The following is an 18,336-nucleotide window of genomic DNA, read 5'->3' as shown; positions in this document are numbered from 1 at the left end:
TGTGCTGCTACAAGCGACTCGCCCGCCTCACCACATAGGACACGGTCTTAATTAGCGCGGAGAGTACGGGCGCCTCCCGACGCCGCTGTAGCCTCCCAGGATGGACCTGCGACTCGCTGCGTACGCGGTGTGCATCGAGGACGGACAGGTGCTCCTCGCACACGCCGTGGGACCGGGTGACGAGCGGACGTGGACGCTGCCGGGCGGCCGGTTCGAGCACGCGGAGGACCCGTACGACGCGGTGATCCGGGAGGTCGCCGAGGAGACCGGCCTGGAGGCCGTGGTCGAGCGTCTGCTCGGCGTGGACTCGCGGGTGATCCCGGCGTCCGAGCGCCGCCTACCCGGTCGGCCCGAGCTGCAGAACGTCGGCGTCTTCTACCGCGTCCGCGTCACCGGCGGCGGCTCCGGCCCGAGCCGAACGGCGACACCGCCGGGGCCCGGTGGTCTTCGCTCGCCGAGGTCGCCCGCCTGCGCCGGTCGTCGCTGGTGGACGTCAGCCTCGCCCTGGCGCGGACTCTCCCGGCCGCCGGCCACGTCGCCCAGGTCACGGTCGGACCGCTCGCCAGAAACGGCCCCCTCCGCCGCAGCCACCCGGAAACCCGCTGTCCACCGGGTCAGCGTCGCGTGAACCAGGTGACCGCCACTCCGTTGTCGAACGTCCGGCGGTCGGTGACCGAGAAGGCGGTGGGCGCGAACACCCCGTCGAACGCCGGGACTCCGGCCCCGGCGACGACGGGATAGCTCTTGATGATCAGCTCGTCGATCTCGGGCAGCAGCTCTCCGGCGAGAACGCCGCCGCCGCAGAGCCAGATGTCCTGTCCTTCCTCCCGCTTGAGGGCGCGGACCAGGGCGAGCGGGTCGTCGGCGACGACGGTGACGGCCGGGTCGATGTCGGCCGCGAGCGTGCGGGAGACGACGTACTGGCGCAGGTGGGCATAGGGACTGGTGAATCCGGCCTCCAGGCCGGGGAGGTAACTGCCCCGGCCCATCAGCACGGTGTCGAAACGCTGGTTGGGCGCGTCCGCGAGGCCGTGGGCGGCCCGCGCGAAGGTGGGGACCGTCTCGGGGTAGCGGGCGTTCATCCACGAGGAATAGGCGGCGGCCTGCTCCTCGTCGCCGAAGGGGAAGAAGTCGTACTCGCCGCCGGGCCCGGCGATGCGGCCGTCGAGCGTGACGGCGACGTAGTACACGAGCTTGCGCATGCGGTGACCCTCATCCGTAGTACTCTGATTGAAGTGGTCAGAACGTAGTACTACAGCCGGAGTGGTGTCAATGGTGCGCAGGAACGACGCACGGCGGACGGCGCTCGTCGACGCCGCCATCGAGGTACTGGCCGGGCAGGGCGCGCGGGGTCTGACCTTCCGGGCGGTGGACGGCGAGGCCGCCGTGCCCGTCGGCACCGCCTCCAACTACTTCGCCAACCGCGACGACCTGCTCATCCAGGCGGGCGCCCGGGTCTACGAACGGCTCGCGCCGGACGAGGGGACGATCGCGCGACAGGAGGCCGGGGCGTCGGACCGGGAGGCGCACACGGCGCTGATGCGCACGCTGATCGACCGGATCGTCTCGTTCCGCGCCGGCTATCTGGCGCTGCTCGAACTGCGCCTGGAGGCCACCCGCCGCCCCGAGTTGCGCAGGATGCTCACCGAACGCGTCCGCGCCGACGTGGCGACCATCGCGGCCTACTACGAGACGTCCGGGCTGCCCGGCGGTACGACCACCGCGCACCTGATGTACCTGGCGGCCAACTGGCTCATCGTCGAACAGCTCACGCTGCCCGAGGTGTTCACGGAGGCCGAGCGAGACCGGCTCGTCGAGGCCGCCGTCGAGCGCATCGTGCGGGAGTGATCGTGCGGGAGTGAAAGAGCCCGGGACCGGCGGCCGGGTAGGCCGGAAGGGCAGAAGGGTTCCGCTGCGCCCGTCGGAGCCGCCGCCACCGCCGGGCCCGAGGACGGACCGGCCGAGGAGAGACCGCCGTGGACGGACCGGCCGGAACGGCCACCGCCCGCGCCGCACCGGCCTCCGTGACGGACGGGGCCGGGCGGCGCGGGCGGAGTGGGCGGAGTGGGCAGCGGTGTCGCGCCTTGGCACCCGTCAGAGCGGCTGGGCCCCCGAGACGGCGGTGGTGAGCAGGCCGGTGGTGGCGGTGGTCGCTCCGGAGGCGCTGTCGACCAGCCGGCCGACGTCGCCCGCCTCGTCCAACGCGCCCAGGGCGTGGACCGGTTCGGCGGCTGCCGCGGAGGCGTCCCCTCCCGGGGGCGGGCTGATCGCCGCGATGGCGGCTCCGGCGGCGAGGGAGACGACGGCCAGTACGCTTCGCTTCTTCATGCCGGGTTCAACGGCCCGCCGGCCCAAAGGGCACGCTCCGAACGCGCGATCGCTCACGCCCCCGGCACCGGCACCGGTACCGGCACGTCGGGGCCCGCTCCGGGCCGTCGGCGCGCGCCCCCTACGCTGTGCGGATGGTGGTCTACGCCCCGGCGGCGCTCCTCTTCCTCGTCTTCTGCGTGAGCGTGCTGCGCGAGCGCCGGAAATTCAGCAACGCGGTGATCCTCGGACTGGCCGCGCTCTGCGGGCTCGCGGCCTGGCTCTACCGGCTGGTGCGGTCCGACGCGGTGTCGGGACCGATCGTGGTGTGGACGCTGCTGGCGGTCGGCGCGCTGTCCGTCCTGCTGCTGACGTGCTTCCTGTTCCTCAACGGCGTACGCATGCTGCGCAAGGAGGGCAGGAGCCCGTCCAACCTGCTCTCGCTGCTGGCCGCTCCGGCGATCCTGGCGGTCGTCGCGCTGCTGGTCACCGCCGCTGTCCTGGAGACGCCGGTGCTGGTCGGGGCGGCGACGGCGGCCGGAGGGCTGGCGCTCTACTTCTCGTTCCTCTTCCTCTGCTTCGTCGCCTACGCGTTCCTGTACGGACGGCTGCGGGTGCGGCGCAGGGCCGACTTCGTGGTCGTGCTCGGCTCGGGGCTCGTGGGCGGTTCCACCGTGCCGCCGCTCCTGGCCAGCCGTCTCGACCGGGCGCACCGGATCCACGCGCGAATCGCCCGGCGCGGCGCTTCCCCGGTCCTCATCACCTCGGGGGGCCAGGGGCCGGACGAGGACGTTCCGGAGTCGCACGCCATGGCGGACTACCTGGTGGCCGAGGGGTTTCCGGCCCATCTGGTCGAGCGGGAGGACAAATCGACGACGACCGAGGAGAACCTGCGGTTCAGCAAGGCGATCATGGAGAAGGCGAAGCCGGACTACCGGTGCGTCGTCGTCACGAACAACTACCACGCCTTCCGCGCCGCCCTCACCGCCCGCCGGGTGCGGATCAGGGGGCAGGTCGTGGGCTCGCCGACGGCCGCGTACTTCTGGCCCAACGCGACGATCCGCGAGTTCACCGCGATACTCCTCGCCTACCGCCGGACCAACGCCGTGATGTGCCTGCTCATCGTCCTCGCCGGGGTGCTCACCTGGTGGGCCCTCCAAGGGGCCTCCGAGTGACCGCACGGCGCTGAAGGGGGCTCCCGTCCGGGGCGGGGCCGGACGGGACGCCTGTTCACCGCCGGGTCAGAAGCCGCCGCCGTCGAACCCTCCGCCGCCGAAGCCGCCGCCGTCCCCGAAGCCGTCGCCTCCGCCGAAGCCCGAGGAGTCGAAGTCGGAGCCGGAGACGTCGCCGCCGGAGTAGTCCCCGCCCGCTCCGCCGAAGTCACCGCCGCCGTACTCCGCCGCGTACGCGGGCGTGGCGAGCATGGAGCCGAGCACGGTGCCGACCAGCAGGCCCGGGAGCAGGCCACCGCCGAAGTAGCCGCCCGCCCACGGGCCGTACGCCGGACCGGCCTCCCAGTAGGGGCGTCGCCGGCCGTCGCCCACGTCGACCGTGCGGCTCATCGGGTCCTCGCCCTGACGCAGCCGGACCTCGTCCGCCCCGCAGACCGGGACCTCGCGGGCCGCTCCGCCGGACGGGGTCCACAGCACGTCGGCGACCGAGGGGCCGTGGCGCGGGTCGAAGAAGCACGGCGGGCGGCGCGCCGGGATGGCGGCCCCGGTGCGGCGGGCTTCCAGGACCGCGAGGGAGTAGCGGCCGTCCTCCAGCGCCTGGGTGACCCCTCGGACGTCGGAGGGGTGCTCGGCGCGCTCCATCGTCGTCTTGGCGCTCTCGTAGGAGTCCAGGGCGCGTTCGTAGTCGGCGCGCATGGCGTCGTCGGCGCCCGCCTCCGCCGGGTGGAAGTCCAGTCGCTCCAGCTTCTCCCCGTACGCCGTGATGTCCTCGTCGACGACGATACGGAGCTTGTCGAGCGCGGCGCGCTCCTCCCGCGCCCGGCGGCGCCGGTTGCGCCGGGAGATGGCGAGGGCCCCCGCGCCGCCGGCCACCAGGACGGCTCCGAGGGTGACCAGGACGCCGACCGGGGCTCCGCCGTGCGCGCTGCCCGCCCTGCCGGACCAGGAGGCGGGGGCGCTGCCCCGGGCCTGTTCGACGGCCCGGTCGACGAAGGCGTTGAGCTGGTTCGCCGCGTCGGTGTCGGTGCTCGGCGTCTTGACCGCGGCGGTGAGGTTGTCGACCGCCCGGGTGGGCATGACCTGCGGGTCCGCACCCGCGTCGAAGCCGTCGCCGAGGCGGATCGCGTAGACGCCGGTGATGCCGGTGTCGCTGCGCAGAGTCTGGAGCAGGCCCTGCGGCGGGAAGGCCGCGGTGTCCGGGAGGACGGCCACGAGCACGGGTTTGTCGGCGTCCCTGATCTTGTTCTCCAACTCCTTCTCCTGGGCGGTGGAGAGCTGGTCGCGCGCGCCGGGATCCACGTAGACCGGGTCGTTCCGCAGGGCCTGGGCGGCGTCGGCGACCGTCGCTGTGGAGGCTGCGGAGGCAGGTGTCGTGAGGGCGAGAGCCGCCGCAGAGCATATGAGCAGCAGGCCCGCGAGCAGAGTGGGGAAAAACCGTTTCCTCATACTTCACGCTACTTCAGGCGGGCGGCACGCGCCGTCCCTGCCAGCAGCCGCCGGGCCCGGACGGGCCCCGTACAGGGCCGGGCCCGCACCAGACCGCACCGGGACCGCCGGCCCGGGAGAGGTGGCTCCGGTGCGGGCGGCTCCGGTGGCGGGCCGGTCCGGTGGCGGGCGGCTCCGGCGGCGGGCCGGTCCGGTGGCGGCGGGGCTATTCGGTGGGCTCGACGCCCGCCCGCAGCAGCCCGTAGGTGTACGCGTCCTCCAGCGCCTGCCAGGACGCGGCGATGACGTTCTCCGCGACCCCCACCGTCGCCCAGTCGCCCGCTCCGTCCCCCGTGGTGATCAGCACCCGGGTGGTGGACTCGGTGCCGGTGCGGCCCTCCAGGATGCGGACCTTGTAGTCGACCAGCTCCAGCTTGGCGAGCTGCGGGTAGATCCGCTCCAGGGCGACGCGCAGGGCCCGGTCGAGCGCGTTGACCGGACCGTTGCCCTCGGCCGTCGCGACGATCCGCTCGCCCTTGGCCCACAGCTTCACCGTCGCCTCGTTGGCGTGCGAGCCGTCGGGGCGGTCCTCGACGATGGCCCGCCAGGACTCCGTACGGAAGTAGCGCCGGGCCCGGCCCTCCACCTCGCCGCGCAGCAGCAGCTCGAAGGAGGCGTCGGCGGCCTCGTAGGTGTAGCCCTGGAGTTCGCGCTCCTTGACCCGCGCCACGACCCGGCCCACCAGAGCCCGGTCGCCGCCGAGGTCGACGCCGAGCTCCTTGCCCTTCAGCTCGATGGAGGCTCGGCCGGCCATGTCCGAGACCAGCATCCGCATGGTGTTGCCGACCTGCTCCGGGTCGATGTGCTGGTACAGATCGGGGTCGACCTTGATCGCGGAGGCGTGCAGCCCGGCCTTGTGGGCGAAGGCCGAGACGCCGACGTAGGGCTGGTGGGTGGAGGGCGTGAGGTTGACGACCTCGGCGATGGCGTGCGAGATCCGGGTCATCTCGGCGAGCGCGCCCTCGGGCAGGACCTTCATCCCGTACTTGAGTTCCAGCGCGGCGACGACGGGGAAGAGGTTGGCGTTGCCGACCCGCTCGCCGTAGCCGTTGGCGGTGCACTGGACGTGGGTGGCCCCGGCGTCCACGGCGGCGAGCGTGTTGGCGACGGCGCAGCCGGTGTCGTCCTGGGTGTGGATGCCGATCCGGGCGCCGGTGTCGGCGATGACCGTGGAGACGACGGCCTGGATCTGGGCGGGGAGCATGCCGCCGTTGGTGTCGCACAGGACGACGACCTCGGCGCCGGCCCCGTACGCCGCCCGGACCACGGACTTGGCGTACGCGGCGTTGGCACGGTAGCCGTCGAAGAAGTGCTCGCAGTCCACGAAGACCCGGCGGCCCTGCTCGCGCAGGTGGGTCACGGTGTCGCGGACCATCTCCAGGTTCTCGTCCAGAGTGGTGCGCAGGGCCAGTTCCACATGGCGGTCGTGGGCCTTGGCGACCAGCGTGATCACCGGGGCGCCCGACGACAGGAGCGCCTTGACCTGCGGGTCCTCGGCGGCCGTGCCGCCGGCCCGGCGGGTCGCGCCGAACGCCACGAGCTGGGCGTTCTCGAACGCGATCTCCTGCCGGGCGCGGGCGAAGAACTCCGTGTCCCGCGGATTGGCGCCCGGCCAGCCGCCCTCGATGTACCCCACGCCGAAGGTGTCCAGGTGCCGGGCGATGGTCAGCTTGTCCGCGACCGTCAGGTTGATGCCTTCACGCTGAGCACCGTCGCGCAGGGTGGTGTCGAAGACATGGAAACTGTCGTCGGTGGCGGTGGCCTTGGTGGTCATGCTGATCTGACTCCTGTCGGATGAGTGGATCCGGACGATCGGGCTCCACTTGCCCCCATGATCCCGCGCACCTCGCCCCGGACCGGGTACGGGCCGGAAAACGAAAAAACCCCTCGCGGGTGCGAGAGGTCTGCGCGCGGGTCCGAGGCACGGTGGCCGCGCCGCACTGGGTGGTACGGGGCGGTCACTGCGGACCGGCGCGCCTGCTGCCAATAATCATGACGAACGAGGACACGGAAGCAGTCTCGCACAGCCCTGCTTCCGTGACGCCACCGTCTCACCATGCGGTCGTGACGCCCGTCGCAACCGGGCCGTCCGGGCCCGCGCCCGCCGCCCGGTCCCGCGCCTTCCACCCGGCCGGGGGAGCGGTGTGCCGGGAGAGCGGTGTGCCGGGAAAGCGGTGTGCCGGGAAAGCGGTGTCAGGCGCCGGGCGCCAGGGTCTCGTCGACGTACTCCGCCGTCTGCTCCAGGACGCGGGCGCGGCCGGTGCCCGGGACGCCGACCGTCACATGGACGCTGAAGCCGTCGAGCAGCGCCCGCAGCCGGGTCGCGAAGCGGTCGGCGTCCACCGCCCGGAACTCCCCGCGCGAGATCCCCTCGGCGACCAGGGCCACCAGATCCCGGTGCCACGCGCCCTCGATGGCGGCCTGGCGGGCGCGGCCCTCGTCGTCCGCGTTCTGGGAGCGGCCCCAGACCTCCAGCCAGAGCGTCCAGTGCGGGTCCCGGTGTCCGGCGGGGAGGTAGAGGGCGATGTACGCGTCGAGGCGTCGGCGCACCGTACCGGTCCGGGCGAGCAGAGCGCGGCGTTCCAGCCCGAGCCGGTTCTCGCTCCACTCCAGGGTCTGCAGGAGCAGTTCGTCCTTGGTGCGGAAGTAGTAGAGCAGGTGCCCGCTGCTCATGCCGACGTCCCGCCCGAGCGCCGCCATGGTCAGCCCGTCGAGCCCCCGGGCGGCGATGGCGGCCATCGCGGCGGCGAGGACGTCCTCGCGCGGCGGGGCCGCGTGATGGCGGCGGCGGGGCGCGGATGTCATGGGTTCACACCTTCGGCTGCTGCTGGGTGACGCAGTGGATGCCTCCACCGCCCGCGAAGATCGTACGGGCGTCGACCGGTACGACGGCGCGGTCCGGGAAGAGGTTCCGGAAGATCGCGGCGGCCTCCTCGTCGCGCGGGTCGTCGAAGGCGCAGAGGATCACCGCGCCGTTGCAGAGGTAGTGGTTGATGTAGGAGTAGTCGACCCACTCGCCGTCGGCCCGCAGCACGGTGGGCGCGGGCACCTCGACGACCTCCAGCCGGCGGCCCCGCGCGTCGGTCGCGGCGCGCAGCAGGGCGGCGGTCTCCCGTGTGGGTTCGTGGTCGGGGTGGGCCGGGTCGGGCTGGACGTGGACGACGACGGTGCCGGGCCGGGCGAAGGCGGCGACGATGTCGACGTGGCCGAGGGTGCCGTAGAGGCCGTAGTCGCCGGTCAGGCCCCGGGGCAGCCAGATCGCCTTCTCGGTGCCGAGGCGGGCGTGGATCTCGGCCTCGGCCTGCTCGCGGGTCCAGCCGGGGTTGCGCTCCTCGCCGAGCTGGACGGTCTCGGTGAGCAGGACGGTGCCTTCGCCGTCGACGTGCAGGGCGCCGCCCTCGTTGACCAGCGGCGAGGAGTGCACGGGCACGCCGAGGAGTCCGGCGACGGAACGGGCGATGTGCCGGTCGTTCTCCCAGCGGGCCCAGCTCTGCGCCCCCCAGCCGTTGAACGTCCAGTCCACGGCTGCCAGTTCACGGCCGTCGGTGACGAAGGTGGGGCCGATGTCGCGCATCCACGCGTCGTCGAGCGGGCGGACCGCCAGCTCGACGTCCGGGCCGAGGAGCGCGGCGGCGCTCTCCTCCTGGCCGGGGCCGACGACCATGGTGACCGGTTCGAAGCGGCGTACGGCACGGGCGACGGCGGCCCAGGCGCGGCGGGCCTCGTCGAGTTCGGCTCCGGTGGCGAAGGTGGGGTTGGGGCCGGGCCAGGCCATCCAGGTGCGCTCGTGCGGGGCCCATTCGGGAGGCATGCGGAAGGGGGCGGGGGGCTGGGGCATGGCTGGTGTCCTGGGGTGTCGGATCGTTCGGGACGTGTCGTTCGGGACGTGTCGTTCGGGACGTGTCGTTCGTGACGTGTCGTTCGGGACGTGTCGTTCGGTCAGGTCGGTCCTGCCGGCGGGCGGCGGTTTCGACGACCGGTCCTAGAGGAAGTAGAGGCGGTTCAGGGCGACAGTGTCGGCGGGCTCGGAGCGCAGCGGGTCGCCGTCCAGGGTGACCAGGCCGGTCTCGCCGTCGACGCCGACCTGTCCGGTACGGGAGTTGAGGACCAGGTCGGCCGGACCGATGCCGCGGGTGCCGCGCACGGCGACGCGGCGACGGCGCGACGGCAGGGAGTCGGCCCCGAGCTGGGTGGCCGCCTCGGAGACGAAGGCCACGGAGATGTCGGCGGGCGTCGCCCCGTAACCGCCGAACTGCGGTCCGAGGACGAGTGGTTCGCAGGTGTCGGTGGCGGCGTTCGGGTCGCCGGTGACGCCGTACGCGGGGAAGCCGGACTTGAGGACGAGCTGCGGCTTCGCGCCGAAGAACTCGGGCCGCCAGAGCACGATGTCGGCGAGCTTGCCGGTCTCGATGGAGCCGACCTCGTGCGCGATGCCGTGTGCGATGGCCGGGTTGATCGTCAGCTTGGCCATGTACCGCAGGACGCGTCCGTTGTCGTCGCCGGGGCCGTCGCCCTCCGTCGGGCCCAGCTCGGCCTTCATCTTCGCGGCCATCGCGAACGTCCGGCGCACGGTCTCCCCGGCCCGGCCCATGCCCTGGGCGTCGGAGGAGGTGATCCCGATGGCGCCCAGGTCGTGCAGCACGTCCTCGGCGCCCATGGTGCCCGCCCGGATGCGGTCGCGGGCCATCGCGGCGTCGCCCGGCAGATCCGTCTTCAGGTCGTGGACGGAGACGATCATGCCGTAGTGCTCGGCGACCGCGTCGCGACCGAAGGGCAGGGTGGGGTTGGTGGAGGAACCGATGACGTTCGGCACGCCCGCCATCTTGAGCACGTTCGGGACGTGCCCGCCGCCGCAGCCCTCGATGTGGAACGCGTGGATCGTCCGGCCCTCCAGGACGCGCAGGGTGTCCTCGACGGAGAGGCACTCGTTCAGCCCGTCGCTGTGCAGGGCGACCTGGACGTCGTACTCCTCGGCGACGCGCAGCGCGGTGTCGAGGGCGCGGGTGTGCGCGCCCATGTCCTCGTGCACCTTGAACCCGCACGCGCCGCCTTCGGCCAGCGCCTCGATCAGCGGCGCCTCGTGCGAGGAGGAGCCCCGGCCCAGGAAGCCGATGTTGACCGGCCAGGCGTCGAAGGCGTTGAAGGCGTGGCGCAGCGCCCAGGGCGAGTTGACGCCGACGCCCCAGACCGGGCCGAACTCCTGGCCGATGATCGTGGTGACGCCCGAGGCGAGCGACGCCTCCATGATGCGGGGCGAGAGCAGGTGGACGTGCGGGTCGACGGCGCCCGCCGTGGCGATCATCCCCTCGCCGGAGACGATCGTCGTCCCGGTGCCGGTGACGACGTCGACCCCGTCCAGCGTGTCCGGGTTCCCGGCGCGGCCGATGGCGTGGATGCGGCCCTCGCGGATGCCGATGGAGACCTTGCGGACGCCCAGGACGGCGTCGATGACCAGGACGTTGCTGATCACCACGTCACAGGTGTCGCGGACGGCGGCGGCCTTGAGGTGCAGTCCGTCGCGAGCCGTCTTGCCGAAGCCGGCGAGGAACTCTTCCCCCGGCTTCTGGGCGTCCGACTCGACCCGGACCGTCAGCCCGGAGTCACCGAGCCTGACCCGGTCCCCGGCGCGCGGGCCGTGGGTGGCCGCGTAGGCGTGGGGGTCCATCACGTCGTCTCCTCCGCTCCGGGGTGTTCCGGGCCGGGGCCCTGCGCTCCCGGGCCTTCCGGTCCCGGGTTGTCCGGTCCCGGGTTGTCCGGTCCCGGGTTGTCCGGTCCCGGGTTGTCCGGTCTCGGGCCTTCCGGTCCCCGGCTGTCCGCTCCGAAGCCGTCCGCTCCGGCGCTCTCCGATCCGAGGTAGCCGCAGGCCGCCGCCCGGCGCAGGGCTTCCTCCCTGGCTCCGGGCGCGTCCAGCGGCCCGTCGACCAGCCCGGCGAATCCGATGGCGATCCGGTCGCCGCCGATCGGCTCCAGTGCGACCTCGACGTGCTCGCCGGGCCCGAAGCGGACGGAGGACCCGGCGGGTACGCACAGCCGCATGCCGTAGGCGGCGGCGCGGTCGAAGGCGAGCCGGGGGTTCGCCTCGAAGAAGTGGAAGTGGGACGTGACGCTCACGGGCACGGTCGCCGTGTTGCGGACGGTCAGCCGGAGCGCGGGCTCCCGCTCCGGGTCCGGGGGGCCGGGCAGGAGGGCGCCGGGCCCCTCCTCGCCGGATCCGGCGCCCAGCGGCCGGGAGACCACGGCGAGCCGCGACCCGTCGTCGAAGACCGCCTCCACGTGGACCTCGGTCACGATGTCGGCCACGCCGGGCAGCACGTCGTCCGGTCCGAGGACGCGACGGGCCGCCTCGATGGCCTCGGCGAGCCTGCGCCCGTCGCGGGCGGCCTCGCAGACGGTGTCCGCGATCAGCGCGGTCGCCTCGGGGACGTTGAGCCTGAGGCCCCGGGCTCGGCGGGCGCGCGCCAGCTCGGCGGCGCCGAAGAGCAGCAGCCGGTCGCGCTCCGTCGGGGTCAGTCGCACGCCCCTCACCTCCTATTTAGAGTGCCACTCTAAAGGCATGGGGAACGGATACGAAAGGGCAGTGGCCTCCTTTCGAGCGGCGCTCCAAGTACCGGGCACGGAAGTGGCCACACCCGGCGGCGTGCCGGATGCGGCCGGATCGGCGGGCGGGCTTGTCAGTGGCGTCTGGTTGTCTGGACGGGTGAACGAGACCAGGGGTGTGCAGGGGGAAGGCGAGAGGTCGGCTCTGCTCGACCGGGCTCGGGCATTGGCGATGGTCGACGCGGTCTGTGAGACCAGGTACGAGATAGAGGAATGGGGTGGTTGGGGTGGCTACACGCTGACGGGGCCGGAGGAGGGGCACCCGTGCCGCGTGCTGACCAGTGACGACGGGTTCCGTGGGCTGGATGTGCACTTCCACCCGGAGGGGATGTTCGTCATGGGATGGGACAGGGATGAGGGGGCCCTCGTCCCGCCCAGTCATCTGTGGCGGCTGGTGGTGGAACAGGTCCCCGAGGCACTGCGGTCCTGCATCCGCGGCAATCCTGCCCGTAACTGGGTCAACTGGGCCGAGCCGGAGTCCGACGCCGACGATGACGACCAGGATGACTGGGTGCCCTATACGTTCGCCCTGTGGCGCTCCGCCGGTGAACCCTCCTGGCACGTGCTCGACACGCCGGCCGATTTCGAGTTCCCCGAAAGGAACGAGAAGCGGGAGCCGGTCGAGCTGGAGCGCCTGCCGCCCTGGTCGCTGCTGGCGGATCTGGTCAGTCCGTCGCCGGACCAGCTCACACACGGATCGGAAACCGTGCGGGACAAGGAATGTGACGAAGTGCCCTGGCGCAAGACGGGGATGACCCGGCCGGAAGCCGTCCGTCATGTCATCGCTCTACGGCCGCTGACCGAGCAGGTGGTCCGGACGCTGAACCCCTTCATCGGCCTGGACGACCTGCGGGAGGACATCACGGCGATCGGCTACCCCCAGGACGGCTCACGCGCCCGGCAGTCCTTCGAAGGATCGGGCAGCCCCGTCATCGTGGGCCGCGACGACACGGTCGAGTTCTCGGGATTCGCTCTGGAAGCCACCCCGGACGGACTGCACCGGATCTTCGTGCGCCACACCGGCATGGCGTGGGAAGTGACCGGCGAAGGCGCCGACGCCCGCATCGTCCAGGCCGAAGCGCACGAAGGGAACAGCCAGCGCTTCACGATCCAGCTCGTCACGGACGACGAAGGCTACGAACCGGCCGACACCTGGGTCAGGTACTCCTATTACCGGATCCTGACCGCCGACGCCCGACTCGCCCTCGAAGCCCCCCTGGCAAGCGGCCCGCTGTTCCTCGCGGGACCGGACGACGGCCCCGGCCAGCGTTTCGAAGCCGAAAGCGCCTACCTCTCGGTGAACGAGCCCCCACTCCGGCACTACCAAACCCTTCACTCCATCGCCGGCCGCGTCCACATCCCGGATCCCCCTCCCGCTGAACGACAGTGAACAGCGCCACGCGCCCCGTCGCCGAAGGTCCAAACTCCGCCTCATGGCCGATTGGCCTCGTTCACCAGGTATTCCGCCGGCGGAGGTCGTGAGCCCGGCGCTGGCGGTGCACGATCCGGATGTCTGGCGGTGCACGATCCGGATGTGCCGTGGGGAAGGCGGCCGGGCGGGAACTTCGGCCGCCGACCGGCGGAAACGGCCGTAGCCGTTCCCGCTCGGCAGCGCTCGGATCACCCCGCGCCATCTCCGGATCACGACCCGGGGGCGGAGTGTTCGCCTGCTCGACCGAACAAGCCCTAGCCGAGCGGGTGCATCCAGCCGTGGGTGTCCTCGGCCACACCCCGCTGGATGTCCAGCAGCCGCTCGCGCAGCCTGCTCGTGACCTCGCCGGGCGTGCCGTCGCCCTGGGTCCACTCGCCGTCCGCGGACTTCACGAGGCCGACGGGCGTGATGACGGCGGCGGTGCCGCAGGCGAAGACCTCGGTGAGCGTGCCGCTCGCGGTGTCGTCGCGCCACTGGTCGATGGAGACGCGGCCCTCTTCTGAGCCGTAGCCGAGGTCGCCGGCGACCGCGAGCAGCGAGTCGCGGGTCACGCCCGCGAGCAGCGAGCCGGTCAGGGCCGGGGTGACGATCTTCTTCGAGCCGTCCTCCTGGGCGTACACGAAGTAGAGGTTCATGCCGCCCAGTTCCTCGACCCACTTGTGCTCGACGGCGTCGAGGTAGGCGACCTGGGCGCAGCCGTGGGCGGCGGCCTCGGCCTGGGCGAGGAGGGAGGCGGCGTAGTTGCCGCCGGTCTTGGCGTCGCCCATGCCGCCCGGGACGGCGCGGACGCGGTCCTGGGAGAGCCAGATGGAGACGGGCTTGACGCCGCCGGGGAAGTAGGCGCCCGCGGGCGAGGCGATGACCAGGAAGAGGTATTCGTTGGCCGGCCTCACACCGAGGCCGACCTCGGTCGCGATCATGAACGGCCGCAGGTAGAGGGATTCCTCGCCGCCGTGCGCGGGGACCCACGCCTCGTCCTGCCGGACCAGGGCGTCGCAGGCGGCGACGAACGTCTCGACGGGCAGTTCGGGCATCGCGAGCCGTGCCGCCGAGCGCTGGAAGCGCCGCGCGTTGGCGTCCGGGCGGAAGGAGGCGACCGAGCCGTCGGGCTGCCGGTAGGCCTTCAGCCCCTCGAAGATCTCCTGCGCGTAGTGCAGGGTCATGTTGGCGGGGTCCAGCGACAGCGGACCGTACGGGACCAGCTGGGCGTCGTGCCAGCCGCGGCCCTCGGTCCAGCGGATCGTCACCATGTGGTCGGTGAAGTGCCGGCCGAATCCGGGGTTGGCCAGGATCGCCTCGCGCTCCGCGGCGGACAGCGGGTTCGAGGAAGGCTTGAGCTCGATCGTGGGCGTCGTCATGAGTGCGTGTCCTTCACCGGTCTTGTATGTGATGGACCGCGCTCACGTCCGCTCCGGCCCGACGTTGTCCGGTCAGGTCCTCGGACGTCCGAGCTTTGCCACGAGCCACGGCCCCGCGTTCGATTATCACTTGCGGGGGGCCGTGCACGAAACGGGGTGAATGCGGTCCAGGGGTCGATGGTGGCACCCGGGGCCGCACAGGTGAAGCCGCCGGGTCCTGTGCGACCCGGCGGCTTCGAAGTTAGTCGTCGGGTCAGCCCGCTACGCGTACCGCGAGCGCGTCGCCGATCTCGTCGGTCGTACGCGTGGTGCTCCCGTCGCGCTCCGCGAGGTCGGCGGAGACGGCGTCCTCGACGCGGGCGGCCTCGGCCTCGTATCCGAGGTGGCGCAGCAGGAGGGCGACGGAGAGGATCGTGGCCGTCGGGTCGGCCTTGCCCTGTCCGGCGATGTCCGGGGCGGAGCCGTGGACCGGCTCGAACATCGACGGGAAGGCGCCCGTCGGGTTGACGTTGCCGGAGGCCGCCAGGCCGATGCCGCCGGTCACGGCGGCGGCGAGGTCGGTGAGGATGTCGCCGAAGAGGTTGTCGGTGACGATGACGTCGAAGCGCTCCGGCTGGGTGACGAAGAAGATCGTCGCGGCGTCGACGTGCAGGTAGTCGGTGCTCACCTGCGGGTATTCGGCGGCGACCCGGTCGAAGGTGTTCTTCCACAGGTGGCCGGCGTAGACGAGGACGTTGTTCTTGTGGACCAGCGTCAGCTTCTTGCGCGGGCGGGCGGCGGCGCGCTCGAAGGCGTCCCGCACGACGCGCTCGACGCCGTAGGCGGTGTTGACGCTGACCTCGGTGGCGACCTCGGCGGGCGTGCCGGTCCGCAGCGAGCCGCCGTTGCCGGTGTACGGGCCCTCGGTGCCTTCGCGGACCACGACGAAGTCGATGTCGGGGCGGCCGGCGAGCGGGGTCGCGGTGTTCGGGAACAGCTTCGAGGGGCGCAGGTTGATGAAGTGGTCGAAGGCGAAGCGCAGCTTCAGCAGCAGCCCGCGCTCCAGGACGCCGGAGGGTACGGACGGGTCGCCGATCGCGCCGAGGAGGAGGGCGTCGTGGTTCCGCAGCGCCTCCAGCTCCGCGTCCGGGAGGGTGTCGCCGGTGCGGTGCCATCGCTGGGCCCCGAGGTCGTACTCCTTGGTCTCCAGCTTCACGTCCTGCGGGAGGACGGCGTTGAGGACCTTGAGACCCTGGGCCACGACTTCCGGGCCGATTCCGTCACCGGGGATCACTGCGAGATCGATGCTGCGAGACATGCCGGAAGCCTAACGGTGCGTCCCACCCCATGACATCCGTTGTCCACCATACGGACGTACCGACCATACGGACGTACCGAGGGGCGGAGCGGCGTACGGCGGCGGGTTGGTCGCGGGCGCGGGGCCGCACCCGGGCCCGCCGGGTGCTTGCGGCTGGGGCCCGGCTGCGGGCGGCGGGTGCGGGCGGCGGGTGCGGCGGGCGGCTCAGTGGCCGGTGGAACCGCCGTTGTCCCGGCGGTCGAGGGCGCGCTGGAGCGCGGCGGCGGCGTTCTTGCGCTCCGACTCGGCCTGACGGGCGGCGTGACGGACGCGGCGAGCAGTGGTCTGGGCCATGATGGATCGACTCCTGGAGATCGCGTGGATGTACGAGACCGGGACGCGGAGCGCGGGCTGCGGCCGGGTGAACGGGCGCGGCGCTTGCGGGCATCACGGTGTCGAGAATCGGGATCGGGATTTCGAGGCGCCGGAAGGGGCGGGGAGCGTACGCCGCAGGGATTGCCTGCTTCGGGACGTGCGCCCGCGACCGCCAGTCGCTGGTTCGAGCGATTCGTTCGGCTCATTCCACGCTAAGGCAGTCGGGCCGCTCTGTCTCCACAGTTACTCGGACTTCCTACTATCTGAGACGATCGATGTCACGCCGTGTTCGCGCGGTCTCCGGATCAGACTCCGTGCGAAGCCCTTCCCTCCACCTTCCTCCCTGGCCAGAGGCGGTGTCCGGGCTGTTCGGGCCGTTCGGGCCGCTGCCGGGGTCCGGCCGGGGTCCGCCGGGCCGAGAGCGGTGCTCTCAGAGCAGATCGCCGTCGCGCCAGTCGAAGGCGAGCGGTCGATCGGCCGAGGGAAGCGGACGGCCGGCGGCGGCGCGGACGTAGGTGGTGCCCTCCTCCTCCGGCAGCGGAACGGGCCCGTGCGGGCCGAGGGCGACGAGCCGGCCCGGCCAGATCCGCCAGCCGCGGCCCGCGTAGAGCGCCGCGCCCGCCGCGGAGGCCGACAACGCCCCGAAGTCGTACGCCCCGTCGACGACGCGTTCCAGCGCGGCCATCACCCGGCCGCCGAGCCCCGCGCGGCGGTGGTCGGCGCGGACGGCGACGCCTTCGACGTATCCGGCCCGGTAGGAGCGGTCCGCGTGGAGCACCCGGCGCTGGACGACGCTGCCGTGGGCGATCAGCACTCCGTCGGCCCCGCGCACCAGGGCGTGCACGCCACCGAGGCAGTGCTCCCAGTCCTCCTCGCCGAAGTCGCCGTCGAAGGCGGTGTCGAGCAGGGCGCGGATCTCGTCGCGCTCGGGCGCGGTCAGTTCGTGGGTGGGAACGGTGCGGACGTCGCGGGCGGGGGCGGTGCGGACGTCAGGGGACTCGGTCATGGAGCCCAGCCTTCCAGCCCCCGGCCGGCCGCGTCGACGCGTTTCCCGGGCGGGGCGTTCCCGGGCGGGGCACGGGCGGGCCCGCCCGGACCGGGTGGCGCGGGGTCCGGGCGGGCGCCGGGTCGGTGCGGCGGCGCGGGGCTCAGTACACGGTGACGCCGTAGGCGGCCAGGGCTTCCTTGACCGGCTGGTGGATGGCGGAGCCGCTGGTGCCGGTGCAGCCGGAGCTGCCCGAGTGGATGCCGAGGGCGACGGTTCCGGCGAAGTGCGCTCCGCCGCTGTCGCCGCCCGCGGAGCAGGCGGTGGTGCGGACCATGTTGTAGACCGGCCCGTCGCCGTAGTTGACGGTGACGTTCACGGCCGTGACGGTGCCGCTGGTCACCTTCGTCGTCGATCCGCTCTTGCGGATGGCCTGGCCCACCACCGCGTCGGCGGCGGAGGAGATCTCCTGGCTGCCGCCGTTGTGGAGGTCGACCGTGCCGGCGGGCGAGGAGCCGTCGGTGTAGCGGACGATGCCGTAGTCGTTGGTCGGGAAGCTGGTGCCCTCCCGGACGCCGACGACCGGACCGCCGGAGGCGGCCGACCAGTTGGCGGAGAGGTTGGTGCAGTGCCCGGCGGTCACGAAGTAACGGGCCCCGCCCTTGGTGACGTTGAAGGCGGCCGAGCAGCGGCTGCCGCCGCCGTAGATCGCGCCGCCGCCCAGCACCTCGCGCTGGAAGACGCCGGGGACGCGCTCGACGGCGACCGCGCCGCCGAGCCGTTCGGCGACGGCGTCGAGACGGGCCATCTCCCGGGCGGAGACGGAGGAGTCGGCCTCGACGGCGACCTGGTTGGTGCGCGGGTCGACGCCCCAGGAGGTGCCGGTGATCTTCGCCTCGGCCTCCAGGACGTCCATCGCGGCGGCGAGCTGGGCGGCGCTGCGGGCCACCCGGCGCACGGCGGCCCCGGCGGCACGGGCCTCCTTCTCGGCGCGGTCGGTGGTGACGGTGACGACCAGCTCGCCGGTGGCGCGGTCGAGGTAGCTCCCGGCGGTTCCCGCGCCGAGCCTGCGTTCGACGGCGGCGTCGAGCGCGTACGCGGCGGGCGCGGGGACGGCCGAGGGAGCGGGGACGGCCGAGAGGGCGGGGGCGGCGGAGTCGGGGGCTTCGGCGGCGGTGGCGGGGGTGGCGCCGAGGCCGAGGGCGCCGGCGACGAGGAGCAGGGAAACACCGAGGCGGGCACGGGAGTTGCGTCTCATGGGGGGACTCCTACTCGGAGGACGTGGGGGACGTTCCGAGCAGAAATTTGACATGCTCATTACCTAGACCACAAGACCGCGTGCCTTGCCG

General features: G+C 72.6%; 16 protein-coding genes and 1 pseudogene. 4 read left to right on the top strand and 13 right to left on the bottom strand.

Annotated features, from left to right (window positions below; all coding sequences use genetic code 11):
* Positions 1-100: 100 nt before the first annotated feature.
* Positions 101-570, top strand: a pseudogene (locus EES43_RS21735) (NUDIX hydrolase); the annotation flags it as partial.
* A gap of 44 nt (positions 571-614) precedes the next feature.
* On the opposite strand, the gene EES43_RS21730 reads toward EES43_RS21735, so the two are convergent.
* On the bottom strand, positions 615-1,202 hold the full coding sequence (locus tag EES43_RS21730) for a dihydrofolate reductase family protein (protein WP_124270266.1): 588 nt from the start codon (positions 1,200-1,202) through the stop codon (positions 615-617).
* 70 nt (positions 1,203-1,272) lie between these two features.
* On the opposite strand from EES43_RS21730, the gene EES43_RS21725 reads away from it, so the two are divergent.
* Positions 1,273-1,848, top strand: coding sequence for a TetR/AcrR family transcriptional regulator (locus EES43_RS21725; RefSeq protein ID WP_124270265.1), 576 nt, complete (start codon positions 1,273-1,275; stop codon positions 1,846-1,848).
* Between the two features lie 246 nt (positions 1,849-2,094).
* On the opposite strand, the gene EES43_RS21720 is transcribed toward EES43_RS21725, so the two are convergent.
* Positions 2,095-2,328 carry a hypothetical protein gene (locus EES43_RS21720; RefSeq protein WP_124270264.1) on the bottom strand — a complete coding sequence of 78 codons (234 nt, stop codon included), beginning with the start codon at positions 2,326-2,328 and terminating at the stop codon, positions 2,095-2,097.
* Positions 2,329-2,462: 134 nt separating this feature from the next.
* Here EES43_RS21720 and EES43_RS21715 point away from each other — a divergent pair, with 134 nt between their 5' ends.
* On the top strand, positions 2,463-3,482 hold the full coding sequence (locus EES43_RS21715; protein ID WP_124270263.1) for a YdcF family protein: 1,020 nt from the start codon (positions 2,463-2,465) through the stop codon (positions 3,480-3,482).
* Positions 3,483-3,548: 66 nt separating this feature from the next.
* Here the strand turns inward: EES43_RS21715 and EES43_RS21710 are convergent, their stop codons facing one another.
* The 6 genes from EES43_RS21710 to ureA all read right to left on the bottom strand — a co-directional run bounded on the left by EES43_RS21710 (position 3,549) and on the right by ureA (position 11,480).
* Entirely contained in the window at positions 3,549-4,925 is a 1,377-nt protein-coding gene (locus EES43_RS21710) for a hypothetical protein (protein ID WP_124270262.1), read from the bottom strand.
* Positions 4,926-5,130: 205 nt separating this feature from the next.
* Positions 5,131-6,738, bottom strand: a complete 1,608-nt coding sequence (cimA, locus tag EES43_RS21705) for a citramalate synthase (protein WP_124270261.1) — start codon at positions 6,736-6,738, stop codon at positions 5,131-5,133.
* Positions 6,739-7,157: 419 nt separating this feature from the next.
* Entirely contained in the window at positions 7,158-7,769 is a 612-nt protein-coding gene (locus EES43_RS21700; protein ID WP_124270260.1) for a TetR/AcrR family transcriptional regulator, read from the bottom strand.
* Between the two features lie 4 nt (positions 7,770-7,773).
* On the bottom strand, positions 7,774-8,802 hold the full coding sequence (locus EES43_RS21695) for an agmatine deiminase family protein (protein WP_124270259.1): 1,029 nt from the start codon (positions 8,800-8,802) through the stop codon (positions 7,774-7,776).
* 144 nt (positions 8,803-8,946) lie between these two features.
* Positions 8,947-10,629, bottom strand: a complete 1,683-nt coding sequence (locus EES43_RS21690; protein WP_124272098.1) for an urease subunit alpha — start codon at positions 10,627-10,629, stop codon at positions 8,947-8,949.
* Positions 10,629-11,480 carry an urease subunit gamma gene (ureA, locus tag EES43_RS21685; protein WP_124270258.1) on the bottom strand — a complete coding sequence of 284 codons (852 nt, stop codon included), beginning with the start codon at positions 11,478-11,480 and terminating at the stop codon, positions 10,629-10,631. The genes EES43_RS21690 and ureA overlap by 1 nt, the downstream gene beginning before the upstream one ends.
* A gap of 37 nt (positions 11,481-11,517) precedes the next feature.
* Between ureA and EES43_RS21680 the strand changes: the two genes are divergently transcribed.
* Complete coding sequence (locus tag EES43_RS21680) at positions 11,518-12,951, top strand: RICIN domain-containing protein (protein ID WP_206430100.1); 1,434 nt, start codon at positions 11,518-11,520, stop codon at positions 12,949-12,951.
* A gap of 296 nt (positions 12,952-13,247) precedes the next feature.
* Here the strand turns inward: EES43_RS21680 and EES43_RS21675 are convergent, their stop codons facing one another.
* The 5 genes from EES43_RS21675 to EES43_RS21660 all read right to left on the bottom strand — a co-directional run bounded on the left by EES43_RS21675 (position 13,248) and on the right by EES43_RS21660 (position 18,245).
* On the bottom strand, positions 13,248-14,351 hold the full coding sequence (locus EES43_RS21675; RefSeq protein ID WP_124270256.1) for a branched-chain amino acid aminotransferase: 1,104 nt from the start codon (positions 14,349-14,351) through the stop codon (positions 13,248-13,250).
* 253 nt (positions 14,352-14,604) lie between these two features.
* The gene (locus EES43_RS21670; protein WP_124270255.1) at positions 14,605-15,648 is read right to left on the bottom strand and encodes a 3-isopropylmalate dehydrogenase; all 1,044 of its coding nucleotides are present in this window, start codon (positions 15,646-15,648) and stop codon (positions 14,605-14,607) included.
* A gap of 204 nt (positions 15,649-15,852) precedes the next feature.
* Positions 15,853-15,981, bottom strand: a complete 129-nt coding sequence (locus EES43_RS31745; protein WP_277426078.1) for a hypothetical protein — start codon at positions 15,979-15,981, stop codon at positions 15,853-15,855.
* Positions 15,982-16,432: 451 nt separating this feature from the next.
* Positions 16,433-17,008: a GNAT family N-acetyltransferase gene (locus EES43_RS21665; protein ID WP_124270254.1), complete on the bottom strand. Its 576-nt coding sequence runs from the start codon at positions 17,006-17,008 to the stop codon at positions 16,433-16,435.
* A 142-nt stretch (positions 17,009-17,150) separates the two neighbouring features.
* The gene (locus EES43_RS21660) at positions 17,151-18,245 is read right to left on the bottom strand and encodes a S1 family peptidase (protein ID WP_124270253.1); all 1,095 of its coding nucleotides are present in this window, start codon (positions 18,243-18,245) and stop codon (positions 17,151-17,153) included.
* Positions 18,246-18,336: the final 91 nt, after the last annotated feature.

It is taken from the genome of Streptomyces sp. ADI96-02 (genome assembly GCF_003846185.1).
GTDB lineage: Bacteria > Actinomycetota > Actinomycetes > Streptomycetales > Streptomycetaceae > Streptomyces.
Note: the sequence above shows the minus strand (reverse complement) of the source record. Positions and strands in the feature narration are given on the sequence as shown.